The 15,462-nt window shown below is 65.6% G+C and carries 12 protein-coding genes and 1 pseudogene; 7 read left to right on the top strand and 6 right to left on the bottom strand.

Translation table 11 applies throughout. The features are described from left to right. Positions 1 to 33: 33 nt before the first annotated feature. The gene (locus tag ACVIGB_RS39515) at positions 34 to 1,551 is read right to left on the bottom strand and encodes a glycosyltransferase family 39 protein (RefSeq protein ID WP_456724969.1); all 1,518 of its coding nucleotides are present in this window, start codon (positions 1,549 to 1,551) and stop codon (positions 34 to 36) included. Positions 1,552 to 1,768: 217 nt separating this feature from the next. Between ACVIGB_RS39515 and ACVIGB_RS39510 the strand changes: the two genes are divergently transcribed. The 5 genes from ACVIGB_RS39510 (at position 1,769) to ACVIGB_RS39490 (ending at position 6,131) form a co-directional block, all read left to right on the top strand. Then, positions 1,769 to 3,514, top strand: a complete 1,746-nt coding sequence (locus tag ACVIGB_RS39510; protein ID WP_456718612.1) for an adenylate/guanylate cyclase domain-containing protein — start codon at positions 1,769 to 1,771, stop codon at positions 3,512 to 3,514. Between the two features lie 163 nt (positions 3,515 to 3,677). Further along, positions 3,678 to 3,905: a hypothetical protein gene (locus ACVIGB_RS39505; RefSeq protein WP_456718613.1), complete on the top strand. Its 228-nt coding sequence runs from the start codon at positions 3,678 to 3,680 to the stop codon at positions 3,903 to 3,905. Positions 3,906 to 4,124: 219 nt separating this feature from the next. Then, entirely contained in the window at positions 4,125 to 5,324 is a 1,200-nt protein-coding gene (gene sorA / locus ACVIGB_RS39500) for a SorA family sulfite dehydrogenase catalytic subunit (RefSeq protein ID WP_456718614.1), read from the top strand. An 11-nt stretch (positions 5,325 to 5,335) separates the two neighbouring features. Beyond that, a complete protein-coding gene (gene sorB / locus ACVIGB_RS39495; RefSeq protein WP_456718615.1) occupies positions 5,336 to 5,647 on the top strand; it encodes a SorB family sulfite dehydrogenase c-type cytochrome subunit in 312 nt (103 codons plus the stop codon). 283 nt (positions 5,648 to 5,930) lie between these two features. Next, positions 5,931 to 6,131 carry a cold-shock protein gene (locus tag ACVIGB_RS39490; protein WP_021079749.1) on the top strand — a complete coding sequence of 67 codons (201 nt, stop codon included), beginning with the start codon at positions 5,931 to 5,933 and terminating at the stop codon, positions 6,129 to 6,131. 315 nt (positions 6,132 to 6,446) lie between these two features. On the opposite strand, the gene ACVIGB_RS39485 is transcribed toward ACVIGB_RS39490, so the two are convergent. Further along, complete coding sequence (locus ACVIGB_RS39485) at positions 6,447 to 7,097, bottom strand: hypothetical protein (protein ID WP_092116523.1); 651 nt, start codon at positions 7,095 to 7,097, stop codon at positions 6,447 to 6,449. Positions 7,098 to 7,188: 91 nt separating this feature from the next. Next, the gene (locus tag ACVIGB_RS39480) at positions 7,189 to 7,653 is read right to left on the bottom strand and encodes an Lrp/AsnC ligand binding domain-containing protein (protein WP_456718616.1); all 465 of its coding nucleotides are present in this window, start codon (positions 7,651 to 7,653) and stop codon (positions 7,189 to 7,191) included. 135 nt (positions 7,654 to 7,788) lie between these two features. On the opposite strand from ACVIGB_RS39480, the gene putA reads away from it, so the two are divergent. Next, positions 7,789 to 10,800, top strand: coding sequence for a bifunctional proline dehydrogenase/L-glutamate gamma-semialdehyde dehydrogenase PutA (gene putA, locus ACVIGB_RS39475; RefSeq protein ID WP_456718617.1), 3,012 nt, complete (start codon positions 7,789 to 7,791; stop codon positions 10,798 to 10,800). A gap of 214 nt (positions 10,801 to 11,014) precedes the next feature. Beyond that, positions 11,015 to 12,221, top strand: a pseudogene (locus tag ACVIGB_RS39470) (CaiB/BaiF CoA transferase family protein). A 133-nt stretch (positions 12,222 to 12,354) separates the two neighbouring features. On the opposite strand, the gene ACVIGB_RS39465 reads toward ACVIGB_RS39470, so the two are convergent. The 3 genes from ACVIGB_RS39465 to ACVIGB_RS39455 form a co-directional block, all read right to left on the bottom strand. Beyond that, positions 12,355 to 12,519, bottom strand: coding sequence for a hypothetical protein (locus ACVIGB_RS39465; protein ID WP_456718619.1), 165 nt, complete (start codon positions 12,517 to 12,519; stop codon positions 12,355 to 12,357). 100 nt (positions 12,520 to 12,619) lie between these two features. Beyond that, entirely contained in the window at positions 12,620 to 14,167 is a 1,548-nt protein-coding gene (locus ACVIGB_RS39460; RefSeq protein WP_456718620.1) for a hypothetical protein, read from the bottom strand. Positions 14,168 to 14,257: 90 nt separating this feature from the next. Beyond that, positions 14,258 to 15,313, bottom strand: coding sequence for a hypothetical protein (locus ACVIGB_RS39455; protein ID WP_456718621.1), 1,056 nt, complete (start codon positions 15,311 to 15,313; stop codon positions 14,258 to 14,260). Positions 15,314 to 15,462: the final 149 nt, after the last annotated feature.

The following is a 15,462-nucleotide window of genomic DNA, read 5'->3' as shown; positions in this document are numbered from 1 at the left end:
TCCGTCTTTCACCGTCCCTGCGGAGACTCCCCCTCATCCCGACCTTCTCCCCGCAGGCGGGGAGAAGGAGAAGGCCAGCACGCGCCAGCGGAAGAACGTGGTGTCCGGCGGCGGCGACAGATCGGGTGTCCAACCGCTGATCTTCTCCAGCGAGTAGGTGTCCATCACCATGCCGCGCCAGCTTCGCGTCACGCGCTCCAGCGGCTGGCGCACCGCTGATGTTTCGCTCCATAGCGGCAGGTTGTTCTCGGGCTCGCGCCCGACGTAAATGCCGACGTGATCACTGATCATGCTGATGCCGGGATCGGCAAAGCCCTGGAAGCGGCCGCGCTCGTTGACCTCGATCACCGGCACCCGTCCACGCAGCATCCAGCGCAGCATCGCGTAGGTGCGATAATCCGTGGCCGCGACCCATGTCGCGCGAGTGGCCTGCACCTGCGCCAAGGTGCGCGCAGCCACCAAATCGTAACCCGCCTCGGTGCCGATCGGATCGGTGCGGCCGATCAGATTCCACGGCGCGAACATGTAATAAAGGAAGACGCAGACGACGAAGATGATGCCCGATGTGATCGCAGTCCGCGCCCAGGAGACGGTCGACTTGACGAGCCCGACCGACCAGCCCTCGAACGGCATCCGCGTGACGTTGATGGCAACCGCCGCGAAGCCCGCCGGCCAAAGGAACATCGGCCAGGTGTCGCCGACCCGCAAGGTCAGCGACTTCCAGAGGAAATAGACGAACGGCACCAGCACCGCGGTTGCAAGCAGGATCGCGACCGGCTCGCGCCTGATATAGCCGCGCCATGCCGTCAGCACCGTCCCGAACAGCGTCACCGGCAGCAGCACGAAGCCGACGAGGCCGAACTGCATGCCGATGAACTCGCCGAGCGTACGGAACGTGAGATCGCGCTCGACGGTGGCGCGCACCGCCTGGAAGCGGAACGAGGCCCAGTCGTGCTCCGCATTCCAGATCAGCACCGGCGAGAACACGACGATCGCGATCAGCGCGGCAAGGTAGGGATACGGGCTGCGCAGCCAGCGCCAGCGCCAGTCCGGCACCAATGCAAAGGCTAGCACCGCCGGCGCGAACATGATCGCGGTGAATTTCGACAGCAGCGACAGCCCGGCGAACAGCCCCGCGGCGAGCCACCAGCGCCCGTCATTGCTTTGCGCGAGCCGCACCAGCGACCACAACATTGCAACCGAAAACGGGATCAGCGCCGTGTCGGGCGCGACCTTGGCCATTAATAATCCGTAATAAAGCGCTGCCTCCGGCAGCAGCAGCGCCAGCATCACGGCGCGGACATTGTTGGATGTTGCGCGGCGGACGATGTCCGCGAGCAGCAGCTGGGTGGCCAGCATCGCCACGATGCCACTGATGCGGACGCCAAGATTGGTGTCGCCGAGAACAGCTGTGCCAAAACGGATGAACCAGGCGACCATCGGGGGATGGTCAAGGAAGGACAGCACGTTTTCCTTCGACCAGGTCCAGTAATAGGCCTCGTCGGTGCGCAGATCGAGCGCATGGGCATAGACCAGCCGCATCGCGGTCATGGCGACGATCACGGCGATGACGCCGCGCCAATCCGGCGCGCGCGAACGGGCCGGCTTAGCGCTGATGTTATCGGCTCCGGATTGGGCTCGGGCTATCGTCACGGCGCTTTTTGTTCGACTCTTAACGGAGTGTCAACGTGCTGCAGTGCCCGCTACCGCGGCCCGTCCGGACCCGCGGTGGTGTTCAGCGCGGGAATTAAGCACTAGAATTGCCGATATGAATCACATGGCCTCCCCCTCGCGCGAACATTTGCAGGAAATGGCCCGCGGCGTCGGCCAGCGGCAGGTTCGCCTGGTCACGGGGGCGATCATGTTCGCCTACCTGATCAGCCATTTCCTCAACCACGCGCTCGGCAATATCTCGACCGACGCGATGGCGATCGGGGTGCACTACCACACCGAATTCTGGCAGTTCCTGCCGGTCGCGATCGTGTTCTACGGCGCCTGCTTGGTGCATACCGGGCTCGGCATCTGGGCGCTGTATCAGCGCCGCGAGTTCCACTGGAAGGCGATCGAGCCGCTGCAGCTGGTGCTCGGCCTGAGCATCCCGGTCTTCATCATCATCCACATCGTCGGCGTGCGGCTCGGCCAGACGATGTACGGGCACGAGAAGCTCTACCCGCAGGAGCTCTACACCTTCTTCATCGCCTCGCCGGTCCGGCTGTGGCTGATGTTTGCGGTGCTGCTGATCGCCTGGGTGCATGGCTGCATCGGGCTGTATTTCTGGCTGCGGCTGCGCGCGTTCTTCCGGTGGGCTGCGCCGTTCCTGCTGGCCACGGCCGTGCTGATCCCGACCCTGGCAATGCTCGGCATCTATCAGGGCGGCCGCGCCACGATGGAGGACTATCAGGATCCCGACTGGCGGCGCGAGGAGCTGTCGATGCAGAAGCTCGGCACGGCGGCCCAGGCTGCCACGCTCGAGAAGATCACGGGTGGCCTGACATCCGGCTATCTCGCCCTGCTCGGCCTCGTGCTGCTGGCGCGGGGCGCGCGTGCCCTGCTGGAACGCCGCGGCGGCATGATCGCGCTGTCCTACGGCAACGGCCGCACGCTGCGGGTGCCGAAGGGATTGAGCGTGCTGGAAGCGAGCCTGCGCTACAACGTGCCGCATGCGAGCGTCTGCGGCGGCCGTGCGCGCTGCTCGACCTGCCGCATCCGGATCATCGGCGATCACGCCGCCCTCCCCGAGCCTTCCCCGCGCGAAGCCTTCGTGCTGCACCGGGTCGGCACCGACGATCCGTCGATCCGGCTGGCCTGCCAGTTGCGGCCGACCAGCGACCTGGCCTTCTTTCAGCTGTTCCTGCCGCACACGATGTCGGCCAATGCGCACGCCTCCAATCCGACGCGGGTCGGCCAGGAGCGTTATCTCGTCAGCATGTTCGTCGACATGCGCGGCTCGACGCAGCTTGCCGAGAAGCGGCTGCCGTTCGACACCGTGTTCATCGTCAACCGCTTCCTCGGCGCGGTGTCGCAGGCGGTGCTGGAAGCCGGCGGCCGGCCCAACCAGTTCATCGGCGACGGCATGCTGGCGCTGTTCGGGCTCACCACCGACCGGCAGGTGGCCTGCCGCCAGGCGCTGCGCGCGGCGGCGCTGATCGCAGCCAATATCGACGAGCTGAACCAGTTTCTCAGCCACGATTTGCGCGAGCCGATCCGCTTCGGCATCGGCATCCATGGCGGCGAGGTGATCGTGGGCGACATCGGCTATCGCGACCACATGGTGTTCACCGCGCTCGGCGATGCCGTCAACGTCGCGGCACGGCTGCAGGACATGACGAAAGCGCTGGCCTGCGAGGCGGTCATCTCCGACGAGGTGCGCGTCACCGCAGGGCTCGCCGACGATGCCCTGCCGGCGCAGGAGGTCGCGATCCGCGGCCGCAACGAGCCGATGACCGTGCGCACCGTCGAGACAACGCGCGTCCTGTCCACGCTGGTCGATGACCGGCACGCCGTCGCGGCCTGACCGGTTCATCTCCCCCCTTCACCCAATGTGACCTGCCGCACATCCGAAGCTGCGTTGAGCGGAGATGCTCGAACGCGCCCGGTGCCGGATGCGACTGACTGGCGATGGGTAACACTGCAACCGCGCCGCGACAGAGCTCAACGCGCATCTGAAGGAGACGACCATGCTTCGCAAAGTCACGCTTGCTCTCGCGACTGCCGCAACGCTTGCTGCCGCCGCGCTGGCGCCGACCTCGGCTTCGGCCAAACCGTTCTTCTGGCATCCGTATCACCATCACTTCTGGAGCGGCCCGGGCATCTCCGTCGGCTTCGTCGATTCCGGCTGCTACGTCACCCGCCTGGTGCTGACGCCCTACGGCTATCGCTATCGCACCGTGAACGTCTGCTACTGATCGAACCTTCTTCTTGATGGAAATGCCCCGGTCGCCGCATGCGACCGGGGCTTTTCGTTGTTGCGACGCAGCGGCGGTGGACGCTGCGAAAGCTCAATTGACTTGCAGTTGCCCGATGCGACATTGATCGCCGCGCGCATTCCATGATGCGAAGGCGCGCAAGGCAAGGTGAGCCTGGTGATGACCAGTTCACGACAGAACAGCTTCGGAGGAAGCGGAATGCTCGATCGACGAGACTTGATGAAGCGCGCCGGCCTGGCCGCTTTGGTGACGGGGCTGGGATCGAGGGGCGCATTCGCCCTCGACGCCGTGACGCTGCCCTTCGGCAATGGCGAACGGCCGCTGGTGCGCTACCCGCAGAAGCGCCCGATGATCGGCCTAACCGCCCGGCCGCCGCAGCTGGAAACGCCGTTTGCGGTCTTCAACGACGGACCGCTCACGCCGAACAATGCTTTCTTCGTCCGCTACCACCTCGCCGGCATCCCCTACGATCTGGATCCGGACAAGTTCACGCTGGAGATCAAGGGCAAGGTCGACAAGCCCGTGAGGCTGTCGCTGAAGGAGATCCGGAAGCTGAAGGCTGTCGAGCTCGTCGCCGTCAACCAGTGCTCCGGCAACAGCCGCGGCTTCTTCAATCCGCGCGTCGCCGGCGGTCAGCTTGGCAACGGCGCGATGGGCTGCGCGCGCTGGCACGGCGTGCCGCTGAAGACTGTGCTGGACATGGCCGGCGTGCAGGCCGGCGCCAAGCAGGTCACCTTCAATGGCATGGACGGTCCGGTGATGGACACGACGCCCGACTTCGTGAAGGCGCTCGACATCGACCATGCGCGCGACGGCGAGGTGATGCTGGCCTGGGGCATGAACGGCGAGGACCTGCCATTCCTCAACGGCTTCCCGCTCCGCCTCGTGGTGCCCGGCTATTACGGCACCTATTGGGTGAAGCATCTCAACGAGATCACCGTGATCGACAACGTCTTCGAGGGCTTCTGGATGAAATCGGCCTACCGGATTCCGGACACGCCGAACAACGCCGTCGAGCCCGGCACCGCACCAAAGGGGACGATCCCGATCAACCGCTTCACGGTGCGCTCGTTCATCACCAGCGTTGCCGACGGCGCGAAGCTGAAGGCCGGCCGCACCATGCTGCGCGGCATCGCCTTCGACGGCGGCAAGGGCATCAAGGAGGTCGCGGTCTCGACCGACGGCGGCAAGAGCTGGACACCGGCCAAGCTCGGCAAGGATCTCGGCAAATACGCCTTCCGTGAATGGAAGCTGAAGGTGGCACTCCCGGCCGGCCCCTCGGACCTAAAGGTGCGCGCCACCAACAATGCCGGCGACACCCAGCCGATGGATCCGTTGTGGAATCCCGCCGGCTATCTGCGCAACGTCGTCGAAACCGTGCGCGTCACCGCGGCGTGAGGAGAAGCATCATGACCAGCAAGCTGCTTCCCTCCCTCGCCGCGATCGCCATGCTGTCGATCGGCACAGCTGTCGCCGCGCCAGTCAACTACGCGCTTCCCGAGGAGACCGCGACCTTCAAGCCCGGTCCCAACCTCGACGTGGTGCAGAACAACTGCACCGCCTGCCACTCGGCCGACTACATCAAGACCCAGCCGCAGGGCGAGAAGTTCAAGAAGGACTTCTGGCAGGCCGAGGTGACCAAGATGATCAAGGTCTACGGCGCACCGATCGACCAGGCCGACGTCGGCAAGATCGTCGAGTATCTTTCCGCGACCTATTGAGACGCGGCCTGTCCATTGCCCGCGCGCCGGCCGAACGCCCGCGCGCGGGACTATTGATCCAATTTGGTTCAGTGGAACCGATCTTTTTTGCAGCGCATCAATTGACCACGAAACAGGCAATCCGCCGCCAAAACCCTGCAAAGCGGGTTGTTTCCGGGCAAAAACACACCGTGGTTTGATCTACCCAGCTTTTTTCAAACTGCTATCCTGTGCGGTACGGACAAGCCGGTTTGTGCGGGGACCGACTGGTCTGTTTTCGATTGATTCCGCGGAGACGACTGGAATGCCCAAAGGTACAGTGAAGTGGTTCAACCCGACCAAGGGTTATGGATTCATCCAGCCCGCAACAGGCGGCAAGGACATTTTCGTTCATATTTCAGCAGTTCAGAAGGCCGGCCTTCAGAGCCTCAACGAAGGCCAGTCTGTTGAGTACGAAGAGATCGCCAATCGCGGCAAGACGTCAGCCGAGAACCTCAAGGTCTAGCGCACCGCGCAAGATCCAGCGGCGCACTCTCGGACAAGATCCGGGAGTGAGGGCCGATCCAACATCACACGACGTGACGTTCAGCGGAGCGGGCACGGTGCCCGCGCGCCACGGCGCTGAACTTTTTTCGGCCGCCACCGATCGCGTGCCGCTATTGGCCATTTGACCGTCACATCCGGCACCGCCCCATTGCTGTGGCCCGCCGCACGTCAGCCTCACCGACAATCGCGGGATGTCTCTCTCCATCATGCCGCGGGTCGTGACGGAAAAAGCTGCGCCGGGAACGGAGCGCGCGCGGCAGGAACGGTCAGCCGTTCAATCTTCCGTCACCCATTTAGCGACGGTCATGACGTCAGGCGGTTGCAGATAGCCGCGGGGCCAGAGATCGACGGCCCATTCCACCTTGGTGGCGCGTTCGAGCAGAACCGCGGTGTTGTGCGGCGTTTGCCCCAGCGAAAATCCGCGATAGTGGGGATCCCCGACGTCGTGGAACTTGAACAGGTTCCACGACTGCATCACCAGCATCAGGCTGGTCGTGTTGCGCGTCGTGTCCCAGCAATCGTAATTGTGCTTGTCGTCGTTGGCGCGGAAGTCCGCTTTCGCCACACGCTTGTCGGTGCCGAGGATCGGCCCCATCCGGCGATCGAACCAGATCACAGCCTTCTGCACGGCCGCACGTTCGGCGGCGGCGTTGGCGCGGCCCGTGGCCATGATCCTGGTCAGGGCCGCCCGGTCGGCTCCGCTGAAGTCGAGCATCTCGCGGCGCCGGCAGACGAAGCCGTAGCACACCGTCATCGCCGAGGCCGACGGCGGATAGATCGAAACCGATGTATAGAGTTGCATGATGCCTGAGCTGAACTCGGCCGCGCGAGACGGCGTCATCGCGAACAGCGACAAGACGGCTGCGCATAACGCGCCGGCAACCCCGGCTCGCTTCGCACCTATCGGCTGATTGGCATCGTCCATGTCGCGGCCCCCAAATGAGGGCAGAATTATCGCGGGTGCGTCGCGATGCCAAGACATCCTGCGCATGGCTGTGGATCATATCCGGAGCCTATCAGCCGACCGGCAGCGGCGCGTCGCGCTTGACTTCCTCCATCACGGCGTAGGTTCGCGTCTCGCGCACGCCCGGCAGCGCCAGCAGGGTCTCGCCGAGAAACCTGCGATAGGCGGTCATGTTGGCGACACGCGCCTTGACCAAATAGTCGAAGCCGCCGGCCACCATGTGACACTCCAGCACTTCCGGCGCGATCTGGACTGCCTTGGCGAAGCGCTCGAACACATCGGGCGTGGTCTTGTCGAGCAGCACCTCGACGAACACCAGGAGGCCGAGCCCGAGCCGGTGCGGGTTGAGCCGCGCGCCGTAGCCCTCCACGAAGCCGTCGCGCTGCAACCGCTTCAGCCGCTCGCCGACCGAGGTCGGCGATAGGCCGATCCTCTCGGCCAGTTCCACATTGGCAATCCGGCCATCCCCTTGCAGGATCGAGAGGATTTTGCGGTCTGTCTTGTCTATCTCTGTCATATCAACGGCAATATCTGAAATGATCCGGATTTTCTAAGGCAAATCTGGTAATTTGTCTATCGAACTGCGGTGCGACCGCGCGTAGGTGTTCCGGTGCAACCCCAAGGAATCGCCAAGGACCGCCAAGGAACCGCCATGCCAGACCCGTCGCCGCTCCCGCCCTCGTTCAGCGCGCCCTACGCCCCCGATGACACCGCGATCGCCGGCCGCCTGCGCCAGGATGCCAGGCTTGGTGCGGACCAGGAGGCCGGGGTCGACCGCACCGCGCGGCGCCTGATCGAGGCGATCAGGGCCAACGACGATCCGCTCGGCGGGGTCGAGGACATGCTGCGCGAGTTCGCGCTGTCGACCAAGGAGGGCTTGGCGCTGATGGTGCTGGCGGAGGCGCTGTTGCGGGTGCCCGACGCGCGCACTGCCGACCAGTTCATCGAGGACAAGCTCGGCCAGGGCGACTTCGTCAACCACGAGACCAGATCCAGCGCGTTCATGGTCAACGCCTCGGCCTGGGCGCTCGGCATGTCGGCGCGCGTGATTCAGCCCGGCGAGACGCCGCAGGGCACGATCGGGCGGCTGACCAAGCGGCTCGGCGCACCGGCGGTGCGCGCCGCGACGCGGCAGGCGATGCGGCTGATGGGCAGCCATTTCGTGCTCGGCGAGACCATCGAGGCGGCGCTGGCGCGGGCCCAATCACATACGGCGCGCGGCTCACGCTATTCCTTCGACATGCTTGGCGAGGGCGCCCGCACCGCCGACGATGCCCGCCGCTATTTCGAATCCTACGCCCGCGCGATCGACGCGATCGGCAAGGCGGCCGGCGATCAGCCCCTGCCCGACCGGCCCGGCATCTCCGTCAAACTCTCGGCGCTGCATCCACGCTTCGAGGCGGTCAGCCACGCCCGGGTGATGACCGAGCTGGTGCCGCAACTCATCGATCTTGCGCGCCGCGCCAAGGCGTTCGACCTCAACTTCACCGTCGATGCCGAGGAAGCTGACCGGCTGGAGCTGTCGCTCGACGTCATCGCCGCCGCGTTCGCCGACCCGTCGTTCGCCGGCTGGAGCGGCTTTGGCCTTGCGATCCAGGCCTATCAGAAGCGCGCCACTGAGGTGATCGACTATATCGATGCACTCACGCGCGCGCTCGACCGCAGGATGATGGTGCGCCTGGTCAAGGGCGCCTATTGGGACACCGAGATCAAGCGCGCGCAGGAGCGCGGCCTCGACGGCTATCCGGTGTTCACCCGCAAGGCGATGACCGATCTGAACTATGTCGCTTGCGCGCGAAAGCTGCTCGCGCTGCGGCCGCGGCTGTTTCCGCAATTCGCCACCCACAACGCACTGACGGTCGCGACCATCCTCGAACTGTCAGACGATCCCGCGAGCTTCGAATTCCAGCGGCTGCACGGCATGGGCGAAGCGCTCTACGCACAGCTCGGCGACGACAGGCCGGAGATCGCCCACCGCACCTATGCGCCGGTCGGCAGCCACCGCGACCTGCTCGCCTATCTGGTGCGCCGGCTGCTCGAGAACGGCGCCAACTCGTCCTTCGTAGCGCTGGCTGCGGATAATCGCGTATCCATCGTGGACCTGTTGCGCCGCCCGGCCGAGATCATCGGCGCCGACAGCAGCGCTGCTCACTCCGGAATTCCGTTGCCGGCCGATCTCTATCGGCCGCAGCGCGAGAATTCGCACGGCATCGAATTCGGCGAGCGAAAGGCGCTCGACGCGCTGACGTCTTCGATTGCCGTCGAACCGAAGGCGGCGTCTGGCATGGTCGCAACGTCGACGGTCGAGCAGGCGAATGCCGCGGTCGCGGCCGCCCGCGGTGGCTTCAAGGCCTGGGACGGCACGCCGGCAGCCCAACGTGCGGCGATCCTCGACATGGCCGCGGACCTGCTCGAGCAGCGCCGCGCGCACTTCCTCGCCTTGCTGCAGAGCGAAGGCGGCAAGACGCTCGACGACGCACTCTCGGAGGTGCGCGAAGCGATCGACTTCTGCCGCTACTATGCAGCGCTCGGCCGGAAGCTGTTCGGGCAAGGCGAGGCGATGCCCGGACCGACCGGCGAAAGCAACATGCTGGAGCTGCGCGGCCGCGGCGCCTTCGTCGCGATCTCGCCATGGAATTTCCCGCTCGCGATCTTCCTCGGCCAGGTGACGGCGGCGCTGATGGCCGGCAATGCGGTGATCGCGAAGCCGGCCGAACAGACCCCGCGGATCGCGGCAGAGGCCATCGCGCTGCTGCATCAGGCCGGCGTGCCGGCATCGACGCTGCATCTGGTGCAGGGCGACGGCGCGGCCGGCGCCGCGCTGGTCAGCCATCCCTCCATCGCCGGCGTGGTGTTCACCGGCTCGACGGAGGTGGCGCGCGCGATCAACCGGACGCTGGCGGCCAAGGACGGGCCGATCGTACCGCTGATCGCCGAGACCGGCGGCATCAATGCGATGATCGTGGATGCCACCGCGCTGCCCGAGCAGGTCGCCGACGATGTCGTGACCTCGGCGTTCCGTTCCGCCGGCCAGCGCTGCTCCGCGCTCCGGCTGCTGTTCGTGCAGGACGACGTTGCCGACCGGATGATCGAGATGATCGCCGGCGCCGCGCGCGAACTGAAGATCGGTGATCCCTCCGCACCGTCGACGCATATCGGACCGGTGATCGATGCGGAGGCCAAGCAGCGACTCGACGCGCATATCGCGCGGATGAAGAACGAGGCGCGGGTGCATCTCGCCGGCGAGGCGCCGGCCGGCAATTTCGTCGCGCCGCATATCTTCGAACTGTCGGCCGCAAGCCAGCTGCGTGAGGAGGTGTTCGGCCCGATCCTGCATGTCGTGCGTTACCGCGCCGAACGGCTCGGCGACGTGCTGGCCGCGATCGAGGCAACTGGATTTGGGCTGACGCTCGGCATCCATTCGCGCATCGACGACACGATCGAGCACGTGATCGACCGTCTCCAGGTCGGCAATATCTATGTCAACCGCAACATGATCGGCGCGGTCGTCGGCGTGCAACCGTTCGGCGGCAGCGGCCTCTCCGGCACCGGCCCCAAGGCCGGCGGCCCGCACTACCTCACACGCTTCGCGACCGAGCAGACAGTGACGATCAACACCGCCGCCGCGGGCGGCAATGCCGCGCTGATGGCGGGGGTGGAGTAGCAGTCGCCGTCATTGCGAGGAGCGAAGCGACGAAGCAATCCATCTATCCCCGAGTTGAGGTATGGATTGCTTCGCTCCGCTCGCAATGACGTCCCAACAAGCCGTTGCATCGTGCCCCTGAGATGGGTCAAATGGCGGTCCGATCGGGATCATCGCACACGATAATTCCAGCTACCGGAAAAACACCAACAAGCGCCACGGGAGCGACGGCACGATGGAAAAAGGCATTTTTGACGGGCTCAAGGTCCTGGACTGCGCGAGCTTCATCGCGGCGCCCGCGGCCGCCACCGTGCTGTCCGACTTCGGCGCCGACGTCATCAAGATCGAGCCGCCGGGCGCCGGTGACCCCTACCGCAATCTGCCCAATTTGCCCGGCTATCCCGCGAGCGAGCACAATTTCGCGTGGATGCTCGAGGCCCCGCAACAAGAAGAGCCTCGCGCTCGACCTCACCAAACCAGACGCGCAGCAGGTGCTCTACAAGCTCGTCGCCGAGGCCGACGTGTTCATCACCAACATGCCGCCGCAGGTGCGCCAGAAGCTCGGCATCACCTACGATCATCTTGCGCATCTCAACGACCGGCTGATCTACGCCTCCTTCACCGGTTACGGCGAGAAGGGCGAAGAGGCCAACAAGCCCGGCTTCGACTCCAACGCCTATTGGGCCCGCTCCGGCCTGATGGATCTGGTACGCGCCGACGAGGACACCACGCCGGCCCGTTCGGTCGCGGGCATGGGCGATCATCCCTGTGCGATGGCGTTCTACGGCGCGATCGTCACCGCGCTGTTCCAGCGCGAGAAGACCGGCAAGGGCTCGCATGTCTCGACCAATTTGATGGCCAACGGCGTCTGGGCCAACGGCGTGCTGGCGCAGGCCAAGCTCGCCGGCGCCAAGTTCAAGAAGCGCAAGCCGCGCGAAGAGGCGCTGAACGCGGTCACCAACCACTACAAATGCAAGGACGGCCGCTGGCTGATCCTGTCGCTGCTCAACGAGGACCGGCAGTGGCCGACGCTGGCGCGCTGCATGGGCCGTGAGGACCTCCTCGCCGACGCCCGCTTTGCCACCAAGGCGGACCGCCATGCGCGCTCGGTCGAGCTGATCAAGATCTTCGACGGGGTGTTCGCCGGCAAGGACCTTGCCGAATGGCGCAAGATCCTCGACGGCAACGGCCTGGTGTTCGGCGTCGTCGGCATCCTCGACGACATCCCGAACGACAAGCAGATGATCGAGAACGAGGTGCTGGTGCGCTTCGAGAACGACACCATGCTGACCGTCAACAGCCCGATCTTCATCGACGGCGCCAAGAAGGTGCAGCCGCGCAAGCCGCCCGAGGTCGGCGAGCACTCCGATGAGATCCTGCGCCAGGCCGGCTACGACGAGGCCACGATCCAGAAGCTGCGCGCCTCCGGCGCGGTGGCCTGAGGTCGAGCTGATGCTGCTCCTCCCTCGCCGCGCTCTTGCGGGGAGACAGGCTTCCCCCGGGAGCACAGATGCAGGTGAGACCTGTACCCCTCACCCGGATCGCGGCCGCGCCTGAAGCATTACGTGTGAGTGACTATTTTTTCATCCAGGCCCAGACCAGGGCCACGGCGATGACGGCGACGATCACCGCGAGCCCGATCGCCCAGCTGCTGACACGGACGGCGCTCACCGCCTGACGCTCGGCCTCGTTGGCCGCGATCTCGCGGTTGCGCTGCTTGTCCTGCTCGGGAGCACTCATCCGCCGGTCTCCGCTCAAGGGCTGGGCTGTTCGGGTCGTGGTTGCGAACCGCAATGTAGCATCAAATAATGACGCGCAGCCGCTTCGGTTCCGGCTGGAATTACCGGCCCTTCACGAAGCACATCCCCATCCGTGAGGTCTTCCCCGCGACCTGGCAGGCGAGGCCTTCGGCGCAGATCCAGCCGCGAAAGCTGCGGTCGGTCTCGGCCGGCCTGGCGCCCGGCAGATAGCAATGCGCGCCCCAGCCGTCGCTGTATTCGGTGCCGGCTAGCTCGGCGCTGGCGCGTAGTTGCGGCCGGTTGGAGAAGCCGCGCGAAAAGTCCGGCGCCTTGCCGTCGCGGAAACTTGCGAGAATATCGCGGCGCCGAGGTTGGTCGCCAAAGAAATGCGGCGAGGCCGGCACCACGGTGGAGTTCGACGGTTTTGCCGCCATCCAGTCGACGCCGGGGAAATGGAAGCCGCCAATGCCGCGGGTCTGGTGGCAGCCGGCGCAGGTAACGTCGTTCAGGCGCCGCTCGAAGCCGGCCAGCGACTGGACGTTTTGCAGCTTCGTTCCATCGGCCGCAGCCTTCTGCAACGCGCCGACCACGTCACCTTCCGAGAACAGCGCATTGCCTGCCGCACCCTCGCCCTGCACCAGCCCGAACTCCGGCTCCAAGTCGCTGATATCAAAACCGGTCGGCGTCGGCGCGACCGTACCGGTTGCGAGGAAGCGATCGGGGATCAGCAAAGTGCCGCGATCGAACTCGGCAAAATGCTTGGGATCGAGCAGCCATGTCTTGAAGTCACGCTTCAGCGCCTCGTCGGCCAGAATGCGATCGCGATCGATCTGGTTCTCCAGCGGCGCCTCGGCAAAGCGTTTCGCGGCGCCGTCATAGTCGAACACTTTCAGGAGATAGTCGGTGCGGAAGTCGCGCACCGCGGATTTCGGCGCGTGCGCGATCTGCAGATTGGTCTCGATCCGATCGATATTGCGTACATCGATCAGGTCGAGCGGGCCATCCTTGCCGAACAGCTTGTCCATCGCCGGCGGCGCGCTGCCGGTCGCGAGCCAGCGCCGCGCGATCTCGCGGCAGGTCAGCGACGCATCGTTGCCGTCGCCCTTCGCCTTCAGCACCAGGTTCAGCGTCATCGGCAGCCGCTGCGACACCGCGTTCTCGCCGATCAGCGGCACATCGGTGCGGGTCAGCCGGTAGATCAGCCGGATCTCGCCGCAATCTTTCGGCGCCACATAGGCGCGATCCATGCGGTTGACGATGCCGGCCAGCACGAAGCGAACGTCAGGGGATTCAAACAGCGTGCGGTCGAACAGCTGGAACGCAAAGCCGTCGCCGACCCCGATGCTCTCGTTCGGCAGGCTTTCCTTGTGCTTTCCGACATAACGATCGAACTCGCGATCGAGCGCCTCGCGCACCGGCACCATCGCAGGCAATCCGAACAGATCGCGGTTCGACAGCGGCGTCTCGGTGGAGCGTTCCGGCGAGAGCATCCGGCCGAGACTGAGGCGGCCATGATCGAGCTCGCGCAGGATCGCGGGATCGATCACCGCCGTGCCGCGCTCGAGCGCGCGATCCTCCGCGGCGCGTGCAAGCACGGCGCCACCGAGCAGAATGGACATCACCAGGAGGCATTTCAGCGCGCAGCTCATGCCCCACTAACACCGCACGGCAAACCCTATTCAAGAAAAAAGGCGCTTCACATCGCGGTGAAGCGCCTTGGTATCCTCGCGTTTGGTCGATCAGCGGGAGACGATCAGGCCCTTGCTGGTGATGACCACCCAACGGCCGTCCTGCTTGCGGATGGCGTCGACGCGGCCGAGACCCGGGACGGGATCGCCAGCATAAACCTCGTAGATGCCGCCGCGGCCCTCGATCAGCGCGCCGCCATTGCCGACGTCGCGCAGCGCCCAGCCGTCGACCACCGGCAGGCGGCCGACCTCGGGCCTCGGGGCCGCAGGTGCTGCCGCGGCAGTCGCCGGGGGGACCGAGCCCGTGACCTCGCGGGCTGGCGTCGCCGCGGCGACGGTCGTCTGCGGGGCGCGGAGCTTGTCGACGGTATCGCTGAGCTTGTTGAGCCTGGCCAGCGGCTCGGCCTGGGCCTTCTCGACCTTCTCGATCCGGTCACTGGCCTTGCTGAACTGGGCCTGGCCGGCCTTGGCGGTCTGCTCCACATTGGCCTTGAGCGCGGCGATTTCGGATTCGATCCGGGCGAAGGAGGCATCGGCGGCTTCCTTGGCGGCGGCGTCCTTTGCAGCATCCTGGGCAGCCACATCCCTGACGGAGGCAGCGGCGGGGGCGGCAAGATGGCCAAGCCCGGCGGTCGCGAGCGCGCCACCGATGGCTCCTGCCACGGTCGCCAGCGCAATTACGGCGGCCATGGCCCCGAACCGGCGCGTGCCGGCGGGTTTGGCGGCCTGCTCGGCGCCCGGCTTGGAGGCGGAGGCCTCGTGGTCCCAGGTCCGGTCACCGGGCGCCATGATCATCAGCTTGCCCGGGAAACGCGGCTCTTCCCGCTTGCCGGTCTCGACCTTGGGCACGTCCATGTTGGTCGGCTCGATCTTCGCGTCGATCCTGGCTTCAATCATGGGATCGAGCCGGGAGGGCTCAACCTTGGGGGATTCAACCTTCGGCGCGTCCATCCTGGGCGCGTCGGCCTTTGGCGACGTCTCTTCCTGCTCGGGCGCAAGCCTGACAGCCTCGACACCGGCCGCAGCCATCACGGGCTCGCTCTTCGCCGCCGTCTCGGCGCCGGCTTGACCGCTGACCGGCTCGCTCTGCTGCTCACTCACGTTCAAAGTCTCCAGACTGGGTTGACAATTCGGTAACTTTTATTGCTTGCGAAATGGTTACCCCGCTCCGCCATTACCTAAATTTTAGGGAGTTTTCCGGGCCGGATTTAGGCGATGTTGCCATGCGGCAATCTGCGTCAGCTCCGTTTGCGCGC

The sequence above is a fragment of the Bradyrhizobium sp. USDA 4341 genome (genome assembly GCF_054063755.1).
Note: the sequence above shows the minus strand (reverse complement) of the source record. Positions and strands in the feature narration are given on the sequence as shown.